The sequence below is a fragment of the Mycobacterium sp. genome, assembly GCF_050701675.1.
In the GTDB taxonomy this organism is placed as follows: domain Bacteria; phylum Actinomycetota; class Actinomycetes; order Mycobacteriales; family Mycobacteriaceae; genus Mycobacterium.
The window spans coordinates 1-14,917 of record NZ_JBOGDD010000371.1 but is presented as its reverse complement, the minus strand read 5'-3'; the positions used below and the strand labels follow the sequence as shown (position 1 = coordinate 14,917).

Sequence of the window (14,917 nt, the reverse complement as noted above, 5' to 3'; positions counted from 1 at the left end):
CTTCACCGGTTTCAAGGACTTTGCGGGGTCGGGCCTCCAAGACGAGGGCAACGGCCGCATGTCGATGGGCGCCTGGTTGCTGTCCGCGCATCTGGGCTAGCCGTACCGACCTTCGCTACCCGTTGGCGCCCCCAGTCCAGCCATTTGGCAGGATTGGGGGCGCCGTCCTCCTTGCACGCCCCCGGACGGTCACCTCGTGTGCGGACCCGAAGGAGTCAGGATGGCGGAATTGGCCCAAGCTGACCCAGCCGCCCTTTCGGGTTACTCACGTGTCCTGCTCAAGCTGGGCGGTGAGATGTTCGGCGGCGGGCAGGTGGGCCTGGACCCCGACGTGGTCGCCCTCGTCGCCCGCCAGATCGCCGAGGTGGTGCGCGACGGAGTCCAGGTCGCGGTCGTCATCGGCGGCGGCAACTTCTTCCGTGGCGCGCAGCTGCAGCAGCGCGGCATGGAGCGCAGCCGGTCGGACTATATGGGCATGCTCGGAACCGTGATGAACAGCCTTGCGCTGCAAGACTTCCTGGAGAAGGAAGGTATCGACACCCGCGTGCAGACCGCCATCACGATGGGACAGGTCGCAGAGCCGTACATTCCAGGACGGGCGCGCCGCCACCTGGAGAAGGGCCGCGTCGTCATCTTCGGCGCAGGCATGGGATTGCCCTACTTCTCCACCGACACCACCGCCGCCCAGCGGGCTCTGGAGATCGGTGCCGAGGTGGTGCTGATGGCCAAGGCCGTCGAAGGCGTCTTCACCGACGACCCTCGCACGAACCCAAAGGCCGAGCTGCTCAGGTCGATCACGCACCGCGAGGTCATCGATCGCGGCCTGCAGGTGGCCGACGCGACGGCCTTCAGCCTCTGCATGGACAACCACATGCCCATCCTCGTGTTCAACCTGCTCACCGATGGAAACATCGCGCGCGCGGTCGCAGGTGAGAAGATCGGAACACTGGTCACCACCTGACGGGTGGATGGGCTGGGCGAGCGCCAGCTCGCCGTGGGCGAGCGTCAGCGACGGGAGATGGTGGAAGTGATCGACGAAACGCTCTTCGATGCCGAAGAGAAGATGGAGAAGGCGGTGTCGGTGGCACGCGACGACCTCTCGTCCATCCGCACCGGTCGAGCGAATCCCGGCATGTTCAACCGAGTCAGGGTCGAGTACTACGGTTCGCCTACGCCGATCACGCAGCTCTCCAGCATCAACGTGCCGGAGGCCCGCCTCGTCGTCATCAAGCCGTACGAGTCGGCCCAACTGCGCAGCATCGAGGACGCCATCCGCAACTCCGACCTCGGCGTCAACCCGAGCAATGACGGCAACGTCATTCGCATCTCGATTCCGCAGTTGACCGAGGAGCGTCGGCGCGACCTCGTCAAGCAGGCCAAGTCCAAGGGCGAGGACGCCAAGGTCACGGTGCGCAACATCCGCCGCAAGGCCATGGAGGAACTGACCCGCATCAAGAAGGACGGCGAAGCGGGCGAGGACGAGGTCGGACGGGCCGAGAAGGATTTGGACAAGAGCACGCAGACCTACACCAGCCAGATCGACGATCTGGTCAAGCACAAAGAAGGCGAGCTGCTGGAGGTCTAGGTCGCCGGAGACCAGACCTTCAGTAACAACACGGTGGCAGACACCGACACGGCTCCAGCCGATGGGGCGGGCCCACCCGAGCCCAAGAAGCAGGGCCGGGCTGGGCGAAACCTCCCCGCCGCCATCGCGGTAGGTGCGGTCCTCGGGTTCGGCGTCATCGCCATCCTGGTGTTCGCGCCGCTTGGTTGGGTCCCGGTCGTGGCCGTCGCGATGGCCGTCGCGACCCACGAAGTCGTTCGTCGACTGCGGACCGCCGGGTACGCGATTCCGATCATCCCGCTGCTCGTCGGAGGTCAGGCCATCGTCTGGCTGACGTGGCCGTTCGGCGCAGAAGGGGCATTCGGCGCGTTCGGCGCCACCGTCGTGGTGTGCATGATCTGGCGCCTGCTCTCCGGTGGGCTGAAGGACGCCCCGGTGAACTACCTCCGCGACGTCACGGCGACGGTCTTCCTGGCCGCCTGGATTCCGCTGTTCGGCGCGTTCGGCGCATTGCTCGTCTATCCGGACGACGGACGCTGGCGGGTGCTCTGTCTGATGCTCGGCGTCGTCTTCTCCGACATCGGCGGCTATGCGGCCGGAGTGCTCTTCGGCAAGCATCCGATGGTTCCCGCGATCAGCCCGAAGAAGTCGTGGGAGGGCTTCGCCGGTTCATTGATCTTCGGCACCGCAGCGTCCGTGCTTGCGGTGACCTACCTGCTGGACAAGCCCGCGTGGGTCGGTGTCCCGCTCGGTCTCATGCTCGTCATCACCGGATCCCTCGGTGACCTGATCGAGTCCCAGGTCAAACGCGATCTCGGAATCAAGGACATGGGCACGCTGCTACCCGGTCACGGCGGGCTGATGGACCGGCTCGACTCGGTCCTGCCCTCGGCCGTCGCCACGTGGGTCGTCCTGACGCTTCTTGCCTGACCCCCTGTCGCTTCGCTCCTGCCCGCCGGTCTTGCCTGACATCCGTTTCGAACCGGACGCGTTCAGCCAGCAGGCGAGCGCCCCGAGCACCAGGCCGACGCCCGTCCCGGCGTCGACTCCCTGACCCAGCATCAGCCAGGACAGAACCCCGGCGACGGCCGGAATCACGCAGAACAGCATCGACACCGCCGCGGCGCCGTGCAGGTTGATCGCCCGTACGTAGAGCGACACGCCCAGCGTCGCGTTGAGCAACACCACTCCGGCCATCGCGAACACGGCCCTTGCCGCGTCGTGAACCGCGAAGTGCGTTGTGAGCGCAAGGATCAGCGCCGGCAGGAAGGCCACCGCGTTCTGGATCGAGGTGGAGGCGCGGAAGTCGACGTCGGAGCAGAACCGCTGCTGGTAGACCCCACCCGCGGCCAGACCGACCAACGCGACCAACAGCAGCAAGACCGCCGGGTCGAGACCCTTCTCGGCGATCAGGCGGCTCGCGCACGCTGCCAGCACCGCCGCGACGCCGAGCACCAGGGCGAGGATCCGGCGGACGTTCAGGCGGTCCCTCAGGAACGTCGCGGCCAAGAGTGCGGTCGCCACGGGGTTCATTGCGACGATCACGGCACACAGCACTGCGGGAGCGCCGCGCTGGATGGCGACGTACATCGCGCAGAACTGGACGGCTTGCATCAGCAGACCGCTGACCGCGACGTGCCCGAGCTTGCGTCTCGTCGGCCACGCCACCCGTGCGATTCCCGCCCAAGAGCCAAGGATGGCCGCGGCGAGCGCGAAGCGGATGGCCAGCACCGCCATCGGGGTCATGGCGTTGACGGCCATGTTGCCGATCGGATAGCCGAGGGCGTAGAAGAACGTCACGGCCGACGCGGTTCGCAGTGGCATTCGGGTGGGTGTCACGCCTTCATGCTGCGCAGCGTCACCTGCGGACGTCCAACGATTTTCGGCGATCGCGATTGATCGCAGACTCTGATCGTTCTGTACTCGCGACGGCGGGTATGACGCCCAAGTAGGCCACTTTGATCGTTTCTGCTGATCGGAGTACCTTGGCGGCATGGGTCAGGTCCTCGACATTGCGCCGCTGCGCAGCGTGGTGGCCGTCGCCGACTGTGGCGGATTTCACCGTGCCGCGTCAGTTCTGCACCTCACCCAGTCCGCCGTCAGCCAGCACGTGCGCCGGGTCGAGGCCGTCGTCGGCGGACCGGTGGTCGAACGGTCCGGACGGGGCGTCGCCTTCACCGAACTGGGCTACCGGGTGCTCGCACACGCCAGAAGCATCCTGAGCGTGCACGACGCCGCGCTGGCCGACCTCGGTGCTGCCGAGGAACGGGTCCTTCTCATCGGCGCGACGGAGCACGGCGCCGACGTCATGCTCCCCGGCCTGACCAGCGCGCTGGGGGAGCGGCTGCCCGAATGGCGGCTGCGGTTCCGGCTGGATCGCAACGTGACGCTCGCCGACGCCATCGAACACGGCGCCGTCGATCTGGCCGTCCTGTTGGACGGGTCCGGCCTCGACCCGGCCAATGCGTCGGGAATGGTCGCGCTGAAGTGGATCGCCGGCCGCAGCTTCTCGGTTCCCGCGAGCGAACCGCTGCCCGTCGTCATGTTCTCCGAGCCGTGCACGCTGCGCGAACCCGCGTTCGCCGCGTTGGACCGGCTTGCCACCCCCTACCGCATCGCGGCCGAGAGCTCCGATCTGTCGGGGCTGTTCGCGGCGGTGCGGTCCGGTCTCGGAGTCGCGCTGATGCCGATGATCGGTAGGCTGCCCGACGGGTTGTGCCTGGCCGAGGGACTGCCCCCGACCAATCGTGCGTCGGTGTTCGTACGAGGCCGTTCCGGCGTCGATGCGGGTGCCCTGGCGACCGTGGAGCAGGCGGTCCGCGATGTTTTGAGTGAAGAGGCCTGATAATGACTACGACCATGAAACTGCCACTGGTGTTCGACGCACCGCGACGGGCCAAACCGCCGCGGCACTTCGCCGACCTCGACGACGAGGCCCGCACCGCCGCGGTCGCCGAACTCGGGCTGCCCGCGTTCCGCGGCAAGCAACTGGCCAACCAGTACTACGGCAGGCTGATCGCCGACCCGCAGCAGATGACCGACCTCCCCGCCACGATGCGTGACCAGGTCGCCGACGCTCTGTTCCCGCGGCTGCTCGACGTGGTCCGGTCGATCGAGTGCGACGGTGCGGAGACGCGAAAGACGCTGTGGCGCGCAGTGGACGGCACGACGATCGAGTCGGTGCTGATGCGCTACCCGAACCGCAGCACCCTGTGCATCTCGTCGCAGGCGGGCTGCGGGATGGCGTGTCCGTTCTGCGCCACCGGCCAGGGTGGCCTCACCAGAAACCTCTCCGCCGCAGAGATTCTCGAGCAGGTCCGGACGGCAGCGGCCGTCATGCGCGACGAGCATCAGGGGCGACTGTCGAACATCGTCTTCATGGGCATGGGCGAGCCCCTTGCCAACTACAACCGAGTGCTCGCCGCGGTGAAGCGGATCATCGCGCCCGCGCCCCACGGGTTCGGCATCTCGGCGCGGTCGGTCACCGTCTCGACCGTCGGGCTGGCGCCCGCGATCCGCAAGCTCGCCGACGAACGCCTCGGTGTCACGCTGGCGCTGTCGCTTCACGCCCCCGACGACGAATTGCGCGACACCCTGGTACCGGTGAACAACCGATGGAACGTCGGCGAAGCGCTTGAGGCGGCACGGTATTACGCCGACGTGACCGGTAGGCGCGTCTCCATCGAGTACGCCCTGATCCGCGACGTCAACGATCAGCCGTGGCGTGGTGACCTGCTCGGCAAGAAGCTGCACGGTGCGCTTGGGCCGCTGGTGCACGTCAACGTCATCCCGCTGAATCCCACCCCTGGCAGCAAGTGGGACGCAAGTCCCAAGGCCGCCGAGCGCGAGTTCGTGAAGCGGGTCAGGGAGCGTGGCGTGTCCTGCACAGTCCGTGACACCCGCGGTCGCGAAATCGCCGCTGCCTGCGGACAACTCGCGGCCGAGGGCTAGCCGCCGCGAGATTGAACTCAGGCTGTGCCGCACTTTCGCCGCGTGGCGTCAATCTCGCGAAGCCGGTGAGTTGACGAACCAGACGTTGTCCTCGCGCAGGCCGCGGCTGCGCCAGCCGTCGGACGTGCGGACCAACTGGTGGTGGTAGTAACCGCCGCACGTGCTCTGCTCCGACATGCCGGGCAGTTGCATCGGGTTGTAGAACATCGCCCTCACGGTCGCGGCATCGCCGTGCACGTCGGCCTCGATGTTGGTGATGTAGTGCATGGTCCACGGAATGGTGGCGAACCCGGAACTCAGCCAGTCGACGACCTCGTCGCGGGTCCCCGCGATGGCTCCCGCCGACGAGTAGTCGATGGTCGCGTCTTCGGTGAACAGCGACCGGTACAGCTCCCAGTCCTTGGTGTCGACGGCACGCGCGTACCGGTAGAGCAGGTCGGCGATCGCACGTTCGTCACTCACTCCGGCATCCCGATTGTCTTGCCCTCCAGATATTCTCGGTACCCTTCGTCGCCGTTGCGGCGACCGAGCCCGCTCTGCTTGGTGCCGCCGAACGGGCTGGTGATGCCGAAGTGGGACTTGCCGTTGATGGTGACGTTGCCGGTGCGCATCCGCCTTGCGACGGCCATGGCCCGGTCGACGTCGCCGGAGGACACCTCGCCGGACAATCCGTAGATCGAGTTGTTGGCGATCGCGACGGCGTCGTCGTCGGTGTCGTACGGCGTGACGGTCAGCACGGGACCGAAGATCTCTTCTTGGGCCACTTGCGAATCCGGGTCGACGTCGGCCAGCAGGGTGGGTTGCACGTAGTAGCCGACGGGTAGGTGTTCGGGGATGCCGCCGCCGGTGACCAGCCGGCCACCCGACTCGATGCCGGACTTGATCAGCCCGAGCACCTTCTGGCGTTGCTGCGCGCTGATCTGTGGACCCTGCATGTTGCCAGGGTCCCACGGGTCCCCGTACGGAAAGTTCTCCATGCTGGTCTTGAGCAGCTCGATGCCTTCGTCGTAGCGGCTGCGGGGCAACAGGAGTCGGCTGGGCAGGATGCATGACTGGCCCGACATGACGCAGGCCATCATCGCGGCCAACGGCAGGGCGGAGTTGAAGTCGGCGTCATCCAGCACGATGTGGGCGGACTTGCCGCCCAACTCGAGCAACGTCTTCTTCACCGTCGCCGCCCCGGCCGCCAGGATCGCCCGCCCCGTCGCGGTGGATCCGGTGAACGTGATCATGTCCACCCGCGAATCCGCCGAAAGGGCGGCGCCCACGTCGTTGGCGTTCGACACGACGACGTTGAAGACGCCTGCCGGGATGTCGGTCTCCTCGGCCACGATGCGGCCGTACTCGCTGCCCGACCACGGCGTGAGCTGAGCGGGCTTGAGCACCACGGTGTTACCCGCCATCAACGCGGGCACGGTCTCGGCGATGTTCAGGTAGAACGGCACGTTCCACGGGGTGATGGCCCCGACGACGCCGATCGGTTCGTACGCGATCTTGCGCCGCGCCGGGCCCATCGGGGTGTCGTGTACACCGGTGTCGACGAGGTAATCGAAGCTCCTGCCGTGCTCGGCCCAATGCGTGACCTCGGAGATCGGGCTCTCGATCTGGCTGCCCGACACCGTGACCGGGCAACCGACCTCGGTGATCAGCACCCGCCGGAGGTGTTCCTTGTTGCGTTCCAACGCGTCGTGCAACTGCGTCAGGCAGTGGAAGCGGAACTCGACGTCGCGCGACCAGTCGGTTTCGTCGAACGCGCGGCGCGCCGCCCCCACCGCGCGTGCCATGTCCTCGACGGTGCCATCGGTGGCCTGCCCGGCGACCTGTTCGCTGGCCGGATGGATGACGTCGAACGTCGCACCGCTGCCCGTGTGTTGAAGCTCGCCGTCGATCAACATCCGCTCGTCGCCGGCCAGAACTCCCGCATCGCTTTGCACGCTTGTCATCTAGCTAGCTTTACAAACCATCGGCAATATGTCAGGGCCTTGGGCCGATCAATCGGGCGGCTTGATCCCCACGGCGTGGCGGAGCTGCGCCAAGAACTGGTCGTCGTCATCGCTGCGCACGATGTAATGCGATATCGCGACCCGGACCGCGGTCGCCGCCTTGACTCCGGCGTTGGGGCCGGACAGCAGCCTCTCGAGGCGGACGCGCATCTGCGGGATGATGTTCGCCAGCTGTGCGATCACGACCTCGGGCTCGATGTCGACCAACCGGACACCCGAGTAGGACTGCTGGTAGGAGACGATGAAGCGCAACGCGGCGTCGAGCTTCTCGTTGCCGCGAAGGCCTGCCGTGGCCCGGTTGGTTCCCGAGTCGAACATCTCGCGCTCGTAGCGCCCGAACGCGTCGAGGAGCTCGCCCTTGGAGGCGAACCAGCGGTACAGCGTGGGACGGGAGACCCCGGCCTGCACCGCGACCTCGGAGAGGCTGAGCTTGGCCTGGCCGCTGCGCGCAAGAACCTCGTTGGTGGCGGCCAGGATCCGAGTGCGGGTCGAGGTGTCGTCACCGGTCCCTGGGATCACGCGCTCCGCGGTCATCGGTTCATTCACTTCCAAGCCATCGGGTCCGAAGACCGTTGCATATTCACTGCTGATCGTAAGGTACCCAGGTGCCGCCACCGCGGCCAACTGCGCAAACACGCGCTTGCCGAGGGAGGTTCGCGTGACTGGACCGCTGGTAGGGATCAAGGTCGTCGAACTCGGAGTCTGGGTCGCGGCGCCCGCGGCAGGAGGCATCCTCGCCGACTGGGGCGCCGACGTCGTCAAGATCGAGCCGCCCTCGGGAGACCCTGCCCGCATGTTCGGGCGAATGTTGCAGCTCGAGTCGGGGGAGAACCCGCCGTTCGAAATGGACAACCGCTCCAAGCGCAGCATCGTGCTGGACCTGACTACCACCGAAGGGCAGCGGGTCGCCTTCGAGTTGCTGACCGGCGCCGACGTGTTCGTCACCAACGTCCGGCCCGGCGCATTGGCGCGCCTAGGCCTGGACTTCGAGGCGGTGGCCCGGCGCAATCCGCGTCTGGTCTATGGGCTCATCACCGGGTACGGCATGGCGGGCCAGGACGCCGACCGCGCGGCGTACGACGTCGCCGCGTTCTGGGCCAGGTCCGGACTGGCCGACCTGCTCACCCGTCCGGGCGACACACCGCCGTTCCAGCGTGGCGGCATGGGTGACCACTCGGTCGCCATGACGCTCGCAGGCGCGGTCTGCGCAGCCCTGGTGGCGCGGCAGAACACCGGATCCGGTCAGCTGGTCACGACGTCGCTCTACCGCCAGGGTGCGTACACGGTGAGCTTCGACCTCAACACGCTCCTGCTGACGGGTCGGCAGATCGCGATGGGGCAGCGGGAGTCGATGGGCAACCCGTGCATGAACAACTACGCAGCGGGTGACGGTCGGCGCTTCTGGATCGTCGGACTGCAGGGAGACCGCCACTGGCCCGCGCTCTGCCGCGCGGTGGGTCGCAACGACTGGCTCGACGACTCCCGTTTCGCCACAGCGCGTGCGCGTGCCGAGAACGGCTCCGCCCTCATCGCCGACCTCGACGTCCTGTTCGCGGCGAAGCCGCTCGCCGAGTGGGCTGAGATCTTCGCGGCGGAGCCGGACTTCTTCTGGTCGCCGGTGAACTCGATCGAAGACGTGTTGGCCGACGACCAGTTCCACGCGGCAGGGGGTGTGGTCTACGTGCCCGACGGCGAGTCGACCCAGCCGATGGTGGCCACGCCCGCGGACTTCGGTGGCACGCCTGCCGAACCCAGATCCGTGGCGCCTGGCCTAGGACAACACACCGACGACATACTCGCCGAACTGGCCAGCCGCCGGGGGCTATGACCACGCTCAATCACGTTTGCGGAGCAAAACTTTCGTACGCCGATGCCATGGTCAACAGCGTCGTGACGGAAAGGCGCAACTCATCCGCCGTGAAGCCGACACCGTCGATCTCGGTGGCGATGAGCTCGGACAGCAGATCGTCGGTTCGATGCGCGCACCGTTCGGCGATCATGACGTCCACGTACGCGTGCAAGGCGTCCAGCGCCGGATGGACGGCGGTCTCGCGCAGCGACTTGCGGGGTTCGTCGCGCAGTTCGGCTGCCCAGAGGGCGAACGAGTTCCAGTCTCCGTGCGGTACACCGAGCATCGCGCAGACGTCTTCAACCGTGCATCTGGACGTCTGGCCCTTGGGGAGAGCATTGGTCACAATGGCCTCCTCGTCCGGTGGCGACCTCGGTTCGATGCTATCCGGACCGGGACCGCAGATGCCCGCTTCCGTTGGCGTGCGTGACGAACGAGACATCGACGTGGCTGGTGTGCCTTGGACCGGCGGTCAAGATCCGGACGTCGGCAGTTGCTTGAGCCCGGCGGCGTGGCGGAGTTGGGCGAGGAACTGATCACCGTCGTCGCTGCGAACCAGGTAGTGAGACATCGCGACGCGTACCACCGCTGCCGCCGCCAGCGCGGAATCGGGGCCGGGGATCAGTCGCTCGAAGTGCTGTCGCATCAGGGGGATCACCGCCGTCAACCTGGGGATCACGTGTTCGGGTTCGATGTCGACCATGCGGAGCCCGGGATAGGACTGTTGGTAGGAGACGATGACTCGCAGTGCTGCATCGAGTCGCTCGGAGGCGTGCAGTCCCACGTAGGCGTCGGCGATGGCGCGTTCATAGAAATGGCGTTCCCACACCACGAATGCATCGAGCAATTCGCGTTTTGAGCTGAACCAGCGATACAGCGTCGGCCGTGACACCCCGGCCTGCGTGGCCACCTTCGAGAGGCTGAGCTTGGTCATCCCGTTGCTGCCGAGCACCTCGGCGGTGGCGGCCAGGATTCGCTCCCTGGTCGACGTGTCGGCCTCGACCGCCGGCGGGGGCGGCGCGCTCCGCAACGGTGGCGTCATCGCCATAGCTTTACAAATTTTGGCCTGAGTGTCACGCTAAACCCGTCATGTCGGCCCGCGTGAAGGGGAAGCTTTCAGTGACGTTGACCAGCTCGCCGGAGCGTGCCTTCAGCACGTTCGACATCACGTCGCACCGGTTTTGGAGTCAACCGTTCGACGAGCGGGACCGGACGTTCGCCCAGTTGCGTGCGTCGGAAGGGCTGACGTGGCACGAGCCGCTACCGTCGCTGTTCGACCTCACCGAGCCGGGGTTCTGGGCCCTCACCCGGCGCGCCGACATCGCCTTCGTCAGCACGCACCCCGAGCTGTTCAGTTCGGCTCAGGGTGTTGCCCTTGACCCGATGCCCGCCGAGGTGCAGCGGTTCGCGTCGTTCTTCCTGACGATGGATCCGCCGCAGCACACCGTCTACCGGCGTTTGGTCAGCTCGGCGTTCACACCGCGGAACGTCCGGCGGATCGATGAACAGATCCACGACACCGCCGTCAAGGTGGTCGACGACCTGATCGGCGCCGGTGAGATCGACTTCGTCTCAGCGTGTTCGGCACGCCTGCCGATGCTGACCATCATGGACATGCTCGGTGTCCCGCCGTCCGAGCAACCGGGTGTCGCCACGGCCGCCGAGAAGCTCTTCGGCATGAGCGACGACGAGTACTCCTCGCTCGAGGAGCGGGCCGCCGACACCATCAACGAGATCATGCTGCTGTCCAGCACCGGGGCCGAGCTGGCGAAGTTCCGCCGCAACAACCCCGGCGACGATCTGATGACGAGCATCGTCAACGCCGAGGTCGACGGCCATCGGTTGACCGACGAGGAGATCGGCTCGTTCCTGATCCTGCTGTCCTCGGCGGGCAACGACACCACCAAGCAGGCCACGACGCACGCCATGATGGCCCTGGTGGCCAATCCCGAACAGCGGGACTGGTTGATGGCGGACTTCGAGGACCGGATCGGGCTGGCCGTCGAGGAATTCGTCCGGTGGTCCTCACCGGTGCTGCAGTTCGCGCGATTCGTCACCGAGGACACCGAGCTGGCCGGACAGCAGCTCAAGGCGGGGGACAAGGTCGGGCTCTTCTACTGTTCGGCCAACCGCGACGAGACCGTGTTCGCCGCACCGGGGACCTTCGATCTCAGCCGGTCCCCGAACCCGCATCTCGGATTCGGAGGCGGCGGCCCGCACTTCTGTCTTGGCAACCAGTTGACCAAGAGTGAACTGCGAAACCTGTTCCGCGAGCTGCTGACCCGGTTGAAGCACATCGAGCTCGGTGAGCCGGACCTGCTGCACAGCACCTTCGTGCACGGGGTCAAGCGACTGCCTGCGGTCGTCCGGTAGGGCCAGAGCGGAAATCGGAGACAAAGTCATGCAGGTGGAAGTCGACCTCGCGAAGTGCACGGGCCACGGCATATGTGAGTCCATCGCCGAAGACGTGTTCGAGGTTCAGGACGACGGCAGCGTGGCCATTCACGGCGGTGTCAGGCCCGATGCCGATCGGGTGCGGATGAGCCAGGCCGTCACTCAATGCCCGGCAGCGGCACTTCGCTTGCTGGACTGAGAGTTTCGACGGCTACGCGGTGCGCGACGGCCGCGGACGAACCAGCACGGACTGCTGAACGCCGCCGACCGGGCCTGCCTCGTCGAACAGTGTGCCGAACGTCGTGCCGATCCCGTCGGGGCCGTAGCTGGTCTCGGCGCGGATGCCGATCCACTCGCCCTCGGGCACGCGGTGCACGTGCACGACCAGGTCGGTGTTCATGAACGTCCACTTGCGGATGTCGAGCTTGGTTCCGATGCCGTTGGCGTCGTCCGCGACGGCGAACAACCGTTCCAGCGGGGTCATCGACTCGCCCTTGACCAGGTCCACGACCGGTCGCAGCCAGGATTCGCCTGGGCCGTCGGCCATGGGGGTGGTGAGCCAGCGCCAGTCCAGGCTGTGGACGTAGTTGCGATCCCAGTCCTTCTCGAGGTTCCGGCTGGCGGCGTCCGACAGCGGCCGCAGCGGCGGCGCGGGCTGATGGACCACGGCGGCGGTGTCGAGCGTGGTCATGCGCCAGCCGCTGGCCCGCGCCACGGGGCGCGGGGTGCCGTCCGGGCCGGGGGCGAGCAGCTCGGCGCTCACCAGCTCGATCTGCCTGCCGGGTCGGTCGACGCGGGCCAGGACCCAGAGGTCGCCCTCGGCGGGAACGCCGCCGAGCAGGTCGATCATCACGCGGCTGAGCCTGGCATCGTCGCGCGGGGCGCACCGCTGCAGGGCGCGGACCAGCAGGGCGGACACCGGTGCGGCATGCTGGATCGAGGCGGTCCACGTGCTGCGGACCAGATCGGTGGCGTGAAACAGTTCACCGTTCTCGTGGTCGGCATCAATGAGTTCGTAATAGCTGTCCGACATTTCGCGAGCCTCTCCTCAGTGCCTGTTACTGGTGCTCGAACTGGCCAGGGGCGGGGACGTCGACCACCATGGCATCGATGCGCGACGCCTTGGTGCCCCTCAGGCGCTCCGGGTAGGCGTCGGTACTGGACAGCAGGAACAGCGTGCGGCCCTCGGGCCCGCCGAGGGCGCAGGCGATCGCGGTCCTGCCGTCCATGTCGATGCGGTCGGTGATCCGGCCGCCTTCGACGATGCGCTGAAACTCGTGGGCCAGCGTCATCGACGCCCACACGCCGCCCTCGGCGTCCAGGGCGAGACCGTCGGGTGGTCCGTCGAGACCCTCGGCGAACACCCGCCGCTGCGTCAGCTCACCGTCGGCGCGGACCGTGAATGCGCTCAGCCGGCGACCGGTCGACTCGGCGACCACGAGCGTCTGCTGATCGGGTGTGATGACCATCCCGTTGGGGAAGTCGAGCTCCTCGGCGACGACGGCGATGGTGCCATCGGCATCGATCCGCACGATCACCCCGCCCTCGCGCGCCTGCGAGCCGACGAACGCACGGCCGGCGTCGTCGATCACCATGTCCCCGAGGTTGGCGGGCACGACGTCGTGCAGGTCCGCGAGGACCTCAACCGTGTCGCCGTCGTAGCGCAGGACCTGCCGGTCCTCCGTCGAGACGATCAGCAGCGTGCCGTCGGGGCGGAACCCCAGGCCCGACGGCGCGCGACCGGGTACGGGCAGCGTGCTCATCGACCCTTGGAGGTCGACGGTGTGGACCGCCTCGCCAAGCATGTCGGAGAACCACAGCAGTCCCTCGAACCAGCGGGGGCCCTCGCCGAAGCAGAATCCCTTGATCAACGGTGTCGGAATCACGCGGCGCAGCAGTCGGTCGGCGACGCTACTTTACAAAACACGCCATAAGTGTCACGCTCGCTGGGTGTCGGTGTCAACCACCCAAGGGTCAGGTGTGACTGAATTCGGAGGGTGGTGAGCGGTCATGCGCAAGCACTACGACCACACGCTTCTATATCTGCAGGAGACGATTTCGCTGGGTTCGGGCCGCAGTGACGCCTTCACCGATACCTTCGGCGAGGTGTACCACCCGATGATGGCCGAGCTCGGAGCGCGGCTCTTCGCGATCTGGGAGGCGACCTCGTACAACGGTCACTGGCCGCAGGTCACGATCATCTGGGAAATCGACGCGTTCGCCGACTACGCCCGCATCGGACGCGCTCAGGCTCGCGGGGGCAGCCACCAGGCCGCCGCCGCCACATGGTCGGGCTATCTGGCGGACCTCGGTGCGTCGGGGGAGGGCCGAATCATGTACCCGGGCCCGAACAACAAGACGCTGGCCCAACTCAAGGCGACGGGTTTCACTGCGGGACTGGTGATTCAGGAGATCATGCAGACCAAGCCAGGGCGCCAGGGCGACTACATCCGCGAGCTGGAGCGGCTGTACGTGCCGTGGTCGGAGAGCACCGGCAAGCGCTGGCTCGGCTCCTACACCACGACCTTCCGATTCAACGAGGTCATCCACTACTGGGCGCTCGACGGAGACTGGGACTGCTTCGAGAATCACTACCCGTCCTGGAAGGGCCAGCCGCCCGCCGAGATCGTCACCTGGATGAGCGTCGCCCCAGCGCTGCGCGACGGCTGGGAGGACTCCATTCTGCAGGCCCTGACCCCCTCCCCGCTCCAGTGAACGCCGTCTCGGAAGCAGCTGCCGTGCAAGACTTCTCCTACGACCCCTTCGATCCCGCGGTGATGGCCGACCCGCTGCCGTTCTACCGGGTGCTTCGCGATGACCACCCGGTGTACTACCTGCCCAAGTGGGATACCTACGCGCTGTCGCGGTTCTCCGACATCTGGGATGTGTTGGCCATCAACGACGGAACCTTCGTGGCGTCGGAGGGGACGCTTCCCGCCGCGGCGGTGCTGGCGGCGCGCAACGACGGGCCGGTGCCGGATCCGCCATTGCATCCGTTGCCGTTCCACGCCAACTTCGACGCGCCGGTCTACGACTCGGTCCGCCGCTGCACCTCGGGTCAGTTCCGGCCGAGGTCGGTCACCGCGCTGGCGGACCGGATTCGGCAGCTGGCCAACGAGCGGCTCGACGAGCTACTGCCCCGCGGCACGTTCGACC

At 67.0% G+C, this 14,917-nt stretch carries 17 protein-coding genes and 1 pseudogene; 10 read left to right on the top strand and 8 right to left on the bottom strand.

Annotated features, from left to right (window positions below; genetic code table 11):
• The first annotated feature begins 220 nt into the window (after positions 1-220).
• The 3 genes from pyrH to ACRDUX_RS11085 all read left to right on the top strand — a co-directional run bounded on the left by pyrH (position 221) and on the right by ACRDUX_RS11085 (position 2,494).
• Positions 221-961: a UMP kinase gene (pyrH, locus tag ACRDUX_RS11095; RefSeq protein ID WP_526413809.1), complete on the top strand. Its 741-nt coding sequence runs from the start codon at positions 221-223 to the stop codon at positions 959-961.
• Between the two features lie 66 nt (positions 962-1,027).
• Positions 1,028-1,585 carry a ribosome recycling factor gene (gene frr / locus ACRDUX_RS11090; protein ID WP_526413813.1) on the top strand — a complete coding sequence of 186 codons (558 nt, stop codon included), beginning with the start codon at positions 1,028-1,030 and terminating at the stop codon, positions 1,583-1,585.
• A 33-nt stretch (positions 1,586-1,618) separates the two neighbouring features.
• On the top strand, positions 1,619-2,494 hold the full coding sequence (locus ACRDUX_RS11085) for a phosphatidate cytidylyltransferase (protein WP_526413807.1): 876 nt from the start codon (positions 1,619-1,621) through the stop codon (positions 2,492-2,494).
• On the opposite strand, the gene ACRDUX_RS11080 is transcribed toward ACRDUX_RS11085, so the two are convergent.
• Positions 2,405-3,388, bottom strand: coding sequence for an EamA family transporter (locus ACRDUX_RS11080; protein ID WP_526413811.1), 984 nt, complete (start codon positions 3,386-3,388; stop codon positions 2,405-2,407). The two genes, ACRDUX_RS11085 and ACRDUX_RS11080, sit on opposite strands and share 90 nt — an antisense overlap.
• 169 nt (positions 3,389-3,557) lie before the next feature.
• On the opposite strand from ACRDUX_RS11080, the gene ACRDUX_RS11075 reads away from it, so the two are divergent.
• Together ACRDUX_RS11075 and rlmN are read left to right on the top strand one after the other, a co-directional pair.
• Positions 3,558-4,409, top strand: a complete 852-nt coding sequence (locus ACRDUX_RS11075; RefSeq protein WP_526413805.1) for a LysR family transcriptional regulator — start codon at positions 3,558-3,560, stop codon at positions 4,407-4,409.
• A 14-nt stretch (positions 4,410-4,423) separates the two neighbouring features.
• Positions 4,424-5,515: a dual-specificity RNA methyltransferase RlmN gene (gene rlmN, locus ACRDUX_RS11070; RefSeq protein WP_526413803.1), complete on the top strand. Its 1,092-nt coding sequence runs from the start codon at positions 4,424-4,426 to the stop codon at positions 5,513-5,515.
• Between the two features lie 48 nt (positions 5,516-5,563).
• Here rlmN and ACRDUX_RS11065 read toward each other — a convergent pair whose 3' ends face one another.
• From ACRDUX_RS11065 to ACRDUX_RS11055, 3 genes are read right to left on the bottom strand one after another with little or no spacing between them, the layout of a single operon-like run.
• A complete protein-coding gene (locus tag ACRDUX_RS11065; RefSeq protein ID WP_526413801.1) occupies positions 5,564-5,977 on the bottom strand; it encodes a nuclear transport factor 2 family protein in 414 nt (137 codons plus the stop codon).
• Positions 5,974-7,458, bottom strand: coding sequence for an aldehyde dehydrogenase family protein (locus ACRDUX_RS11060; protein ID WP_526413799.1), 1,485 nt, complete (start codon positions 7,456-7,458; stop codon positions 5,974-5,976). Before ACRDUX_RS11060 ends, ACRDUX_RS11065 begins: the two co-directional genes overlap by 4 nt.
• 48 nt (positions 7,459-7,506) lie before the next feature.
• Positions 7,507-8,052 carry a TetR/AcrR family transcriptional regulator gene (locus ACRDUX_RS11055; protein ID WP_526413797.1) on the bottom strand — a complete coding sequence of 182 codons (546 nt, stop codon included), beginning with the start codon at positions 8,050-8,052 and terminating at the stop codon, positions 7,507-7,509.
• 124 nt (positions 8,053-8,176) lie between these two features.
• Here ACRDUX_RS11055 and ACRDUX_RS11050 point away from each other — a divergent pair, with 124 nt between their 5' ends.
• The gene (locus ACRDUX_RS11050; RefSeq protein ID WP_526413795.1) at positions 8,177-9,346 is read left to right on the top strand and encodes a CaiB/BaiF CoA transferase family protein; all 1,170 of its coding nucleotides are present in this window, start codon (positions 8,177-8,179) and stop codon (positions 9,344-9,346) included.
• A 10-nt stretch (positions 9,347-9,356) separates the two neighbouring features.
• On the opposite strand, the gene ACRDUX_RS11045 is transcribed toward ACRDUX_RS11050, so the two are convergent.
• Both ACRDUX_RS11045 and ACRDUX_RS11040 read right to left on the bottom strand, forming a co-directional pair.
• Entirely contained in the window at positions 9,357-9,713 is a 357-nt protein-coding gene (locus ACRDUX_RS11045) for a hypothetical protein (RefSeq protein WP_526413793.1), read from the bottom strand.
• A 126-nt stretch (positions 9,714-9,839) separates the two neighbouring features.
• Positions 9,840-10,409: a TetR/AcrR family transcriptional regulator gene (locus tag ACRDUX_RS11040; RefSeq protein WP_526413791.1), complete on the bottom strand. Its 570-nt coding sequence runs from the start codon at positions 10,407-10,409 to the stop codon at positions 9,840-9,842.
• A gap of 77 nt (positions 10,410-10,486) precedes the next feature.
• Between ACRDUX_RS11040 and ACRDUX_RS11035 the strand changes: the two genes are divergently transcribed.
• Positions 10,487-11,740, top strand: a complete 1,254-nt coding sequence (locus ACRDUX_RS11035; protein ID WP_526413789.1) for a cytochrome P450 — start codon at positions 10,487-10,489, stop codon at positions 11,738-11,740.
• Between the two features lie 28 nt (positions 11,741-11,768).
• Complete coding sequence (locus ACRDUX_RS11030) at positions 11,769-11,960, top strand: ferredoxin (protein WP_526413787.1); 192 nt, start codon at positions 11,769-11,771, stop codon at positions 11,958-11,960.
• Between the two features lie 12 nt (positions 11,961-11,972).
• Here the strand turns inward: ACRDUX_RS11030 and ACRDUX_RS11025 are convergent, their stop codons facing one another.
• Positions 11,973-12,794: an acyl-CoA thioesterase domain-containing protein gene (locus ACRDUX_RS11025; protein ID WP_526413785.1), complete on the bottom strand. Its 822-nt coding sequence runs from the start codon at positions 12,792-12,794 to the stop codon at positions 11,973-11,975.
• A gap of 25 nt (positions 12,795-12,819) precedes the next feature.
• On the bottom strand, positions 12,820-13,647 hold the full coding sequence (locus ACRDUX_RS11020) for an SMP-30/gluconolactonase/LRE family protein (protein ID WP_526413783.1): 828 nt from the start codon (positions 13,645-13,647) through the stop codon (positions 12,820-12,822).
• Between the two features lie 124 nt (positions 13,648-13,771).
• Here ACRDUX_RS11020 and ACRDUX_RS11015 point away from each other — a divergent pair, with 124 nt between their 5' ends.
• The gene (locus tag ACRDUX_RS11015; protein WP_526413781.1) at positions 13,772-14,476 is read left to right on the top strand and encodes an NIPSNAP family protein; all 705 of its coding nucleotides are present in this window, start codon (positions 13,772-13,774) and stop codon (positions 14,474-14,476) included.
• A gap of 62 nt (positions 14,477-14,538) precedes the next feature.
• Positions 14,539-14,917: pseudogene (locus ACRDUX_RS11010) on the top strand (cytochrome P450); the annotation flags it as partial.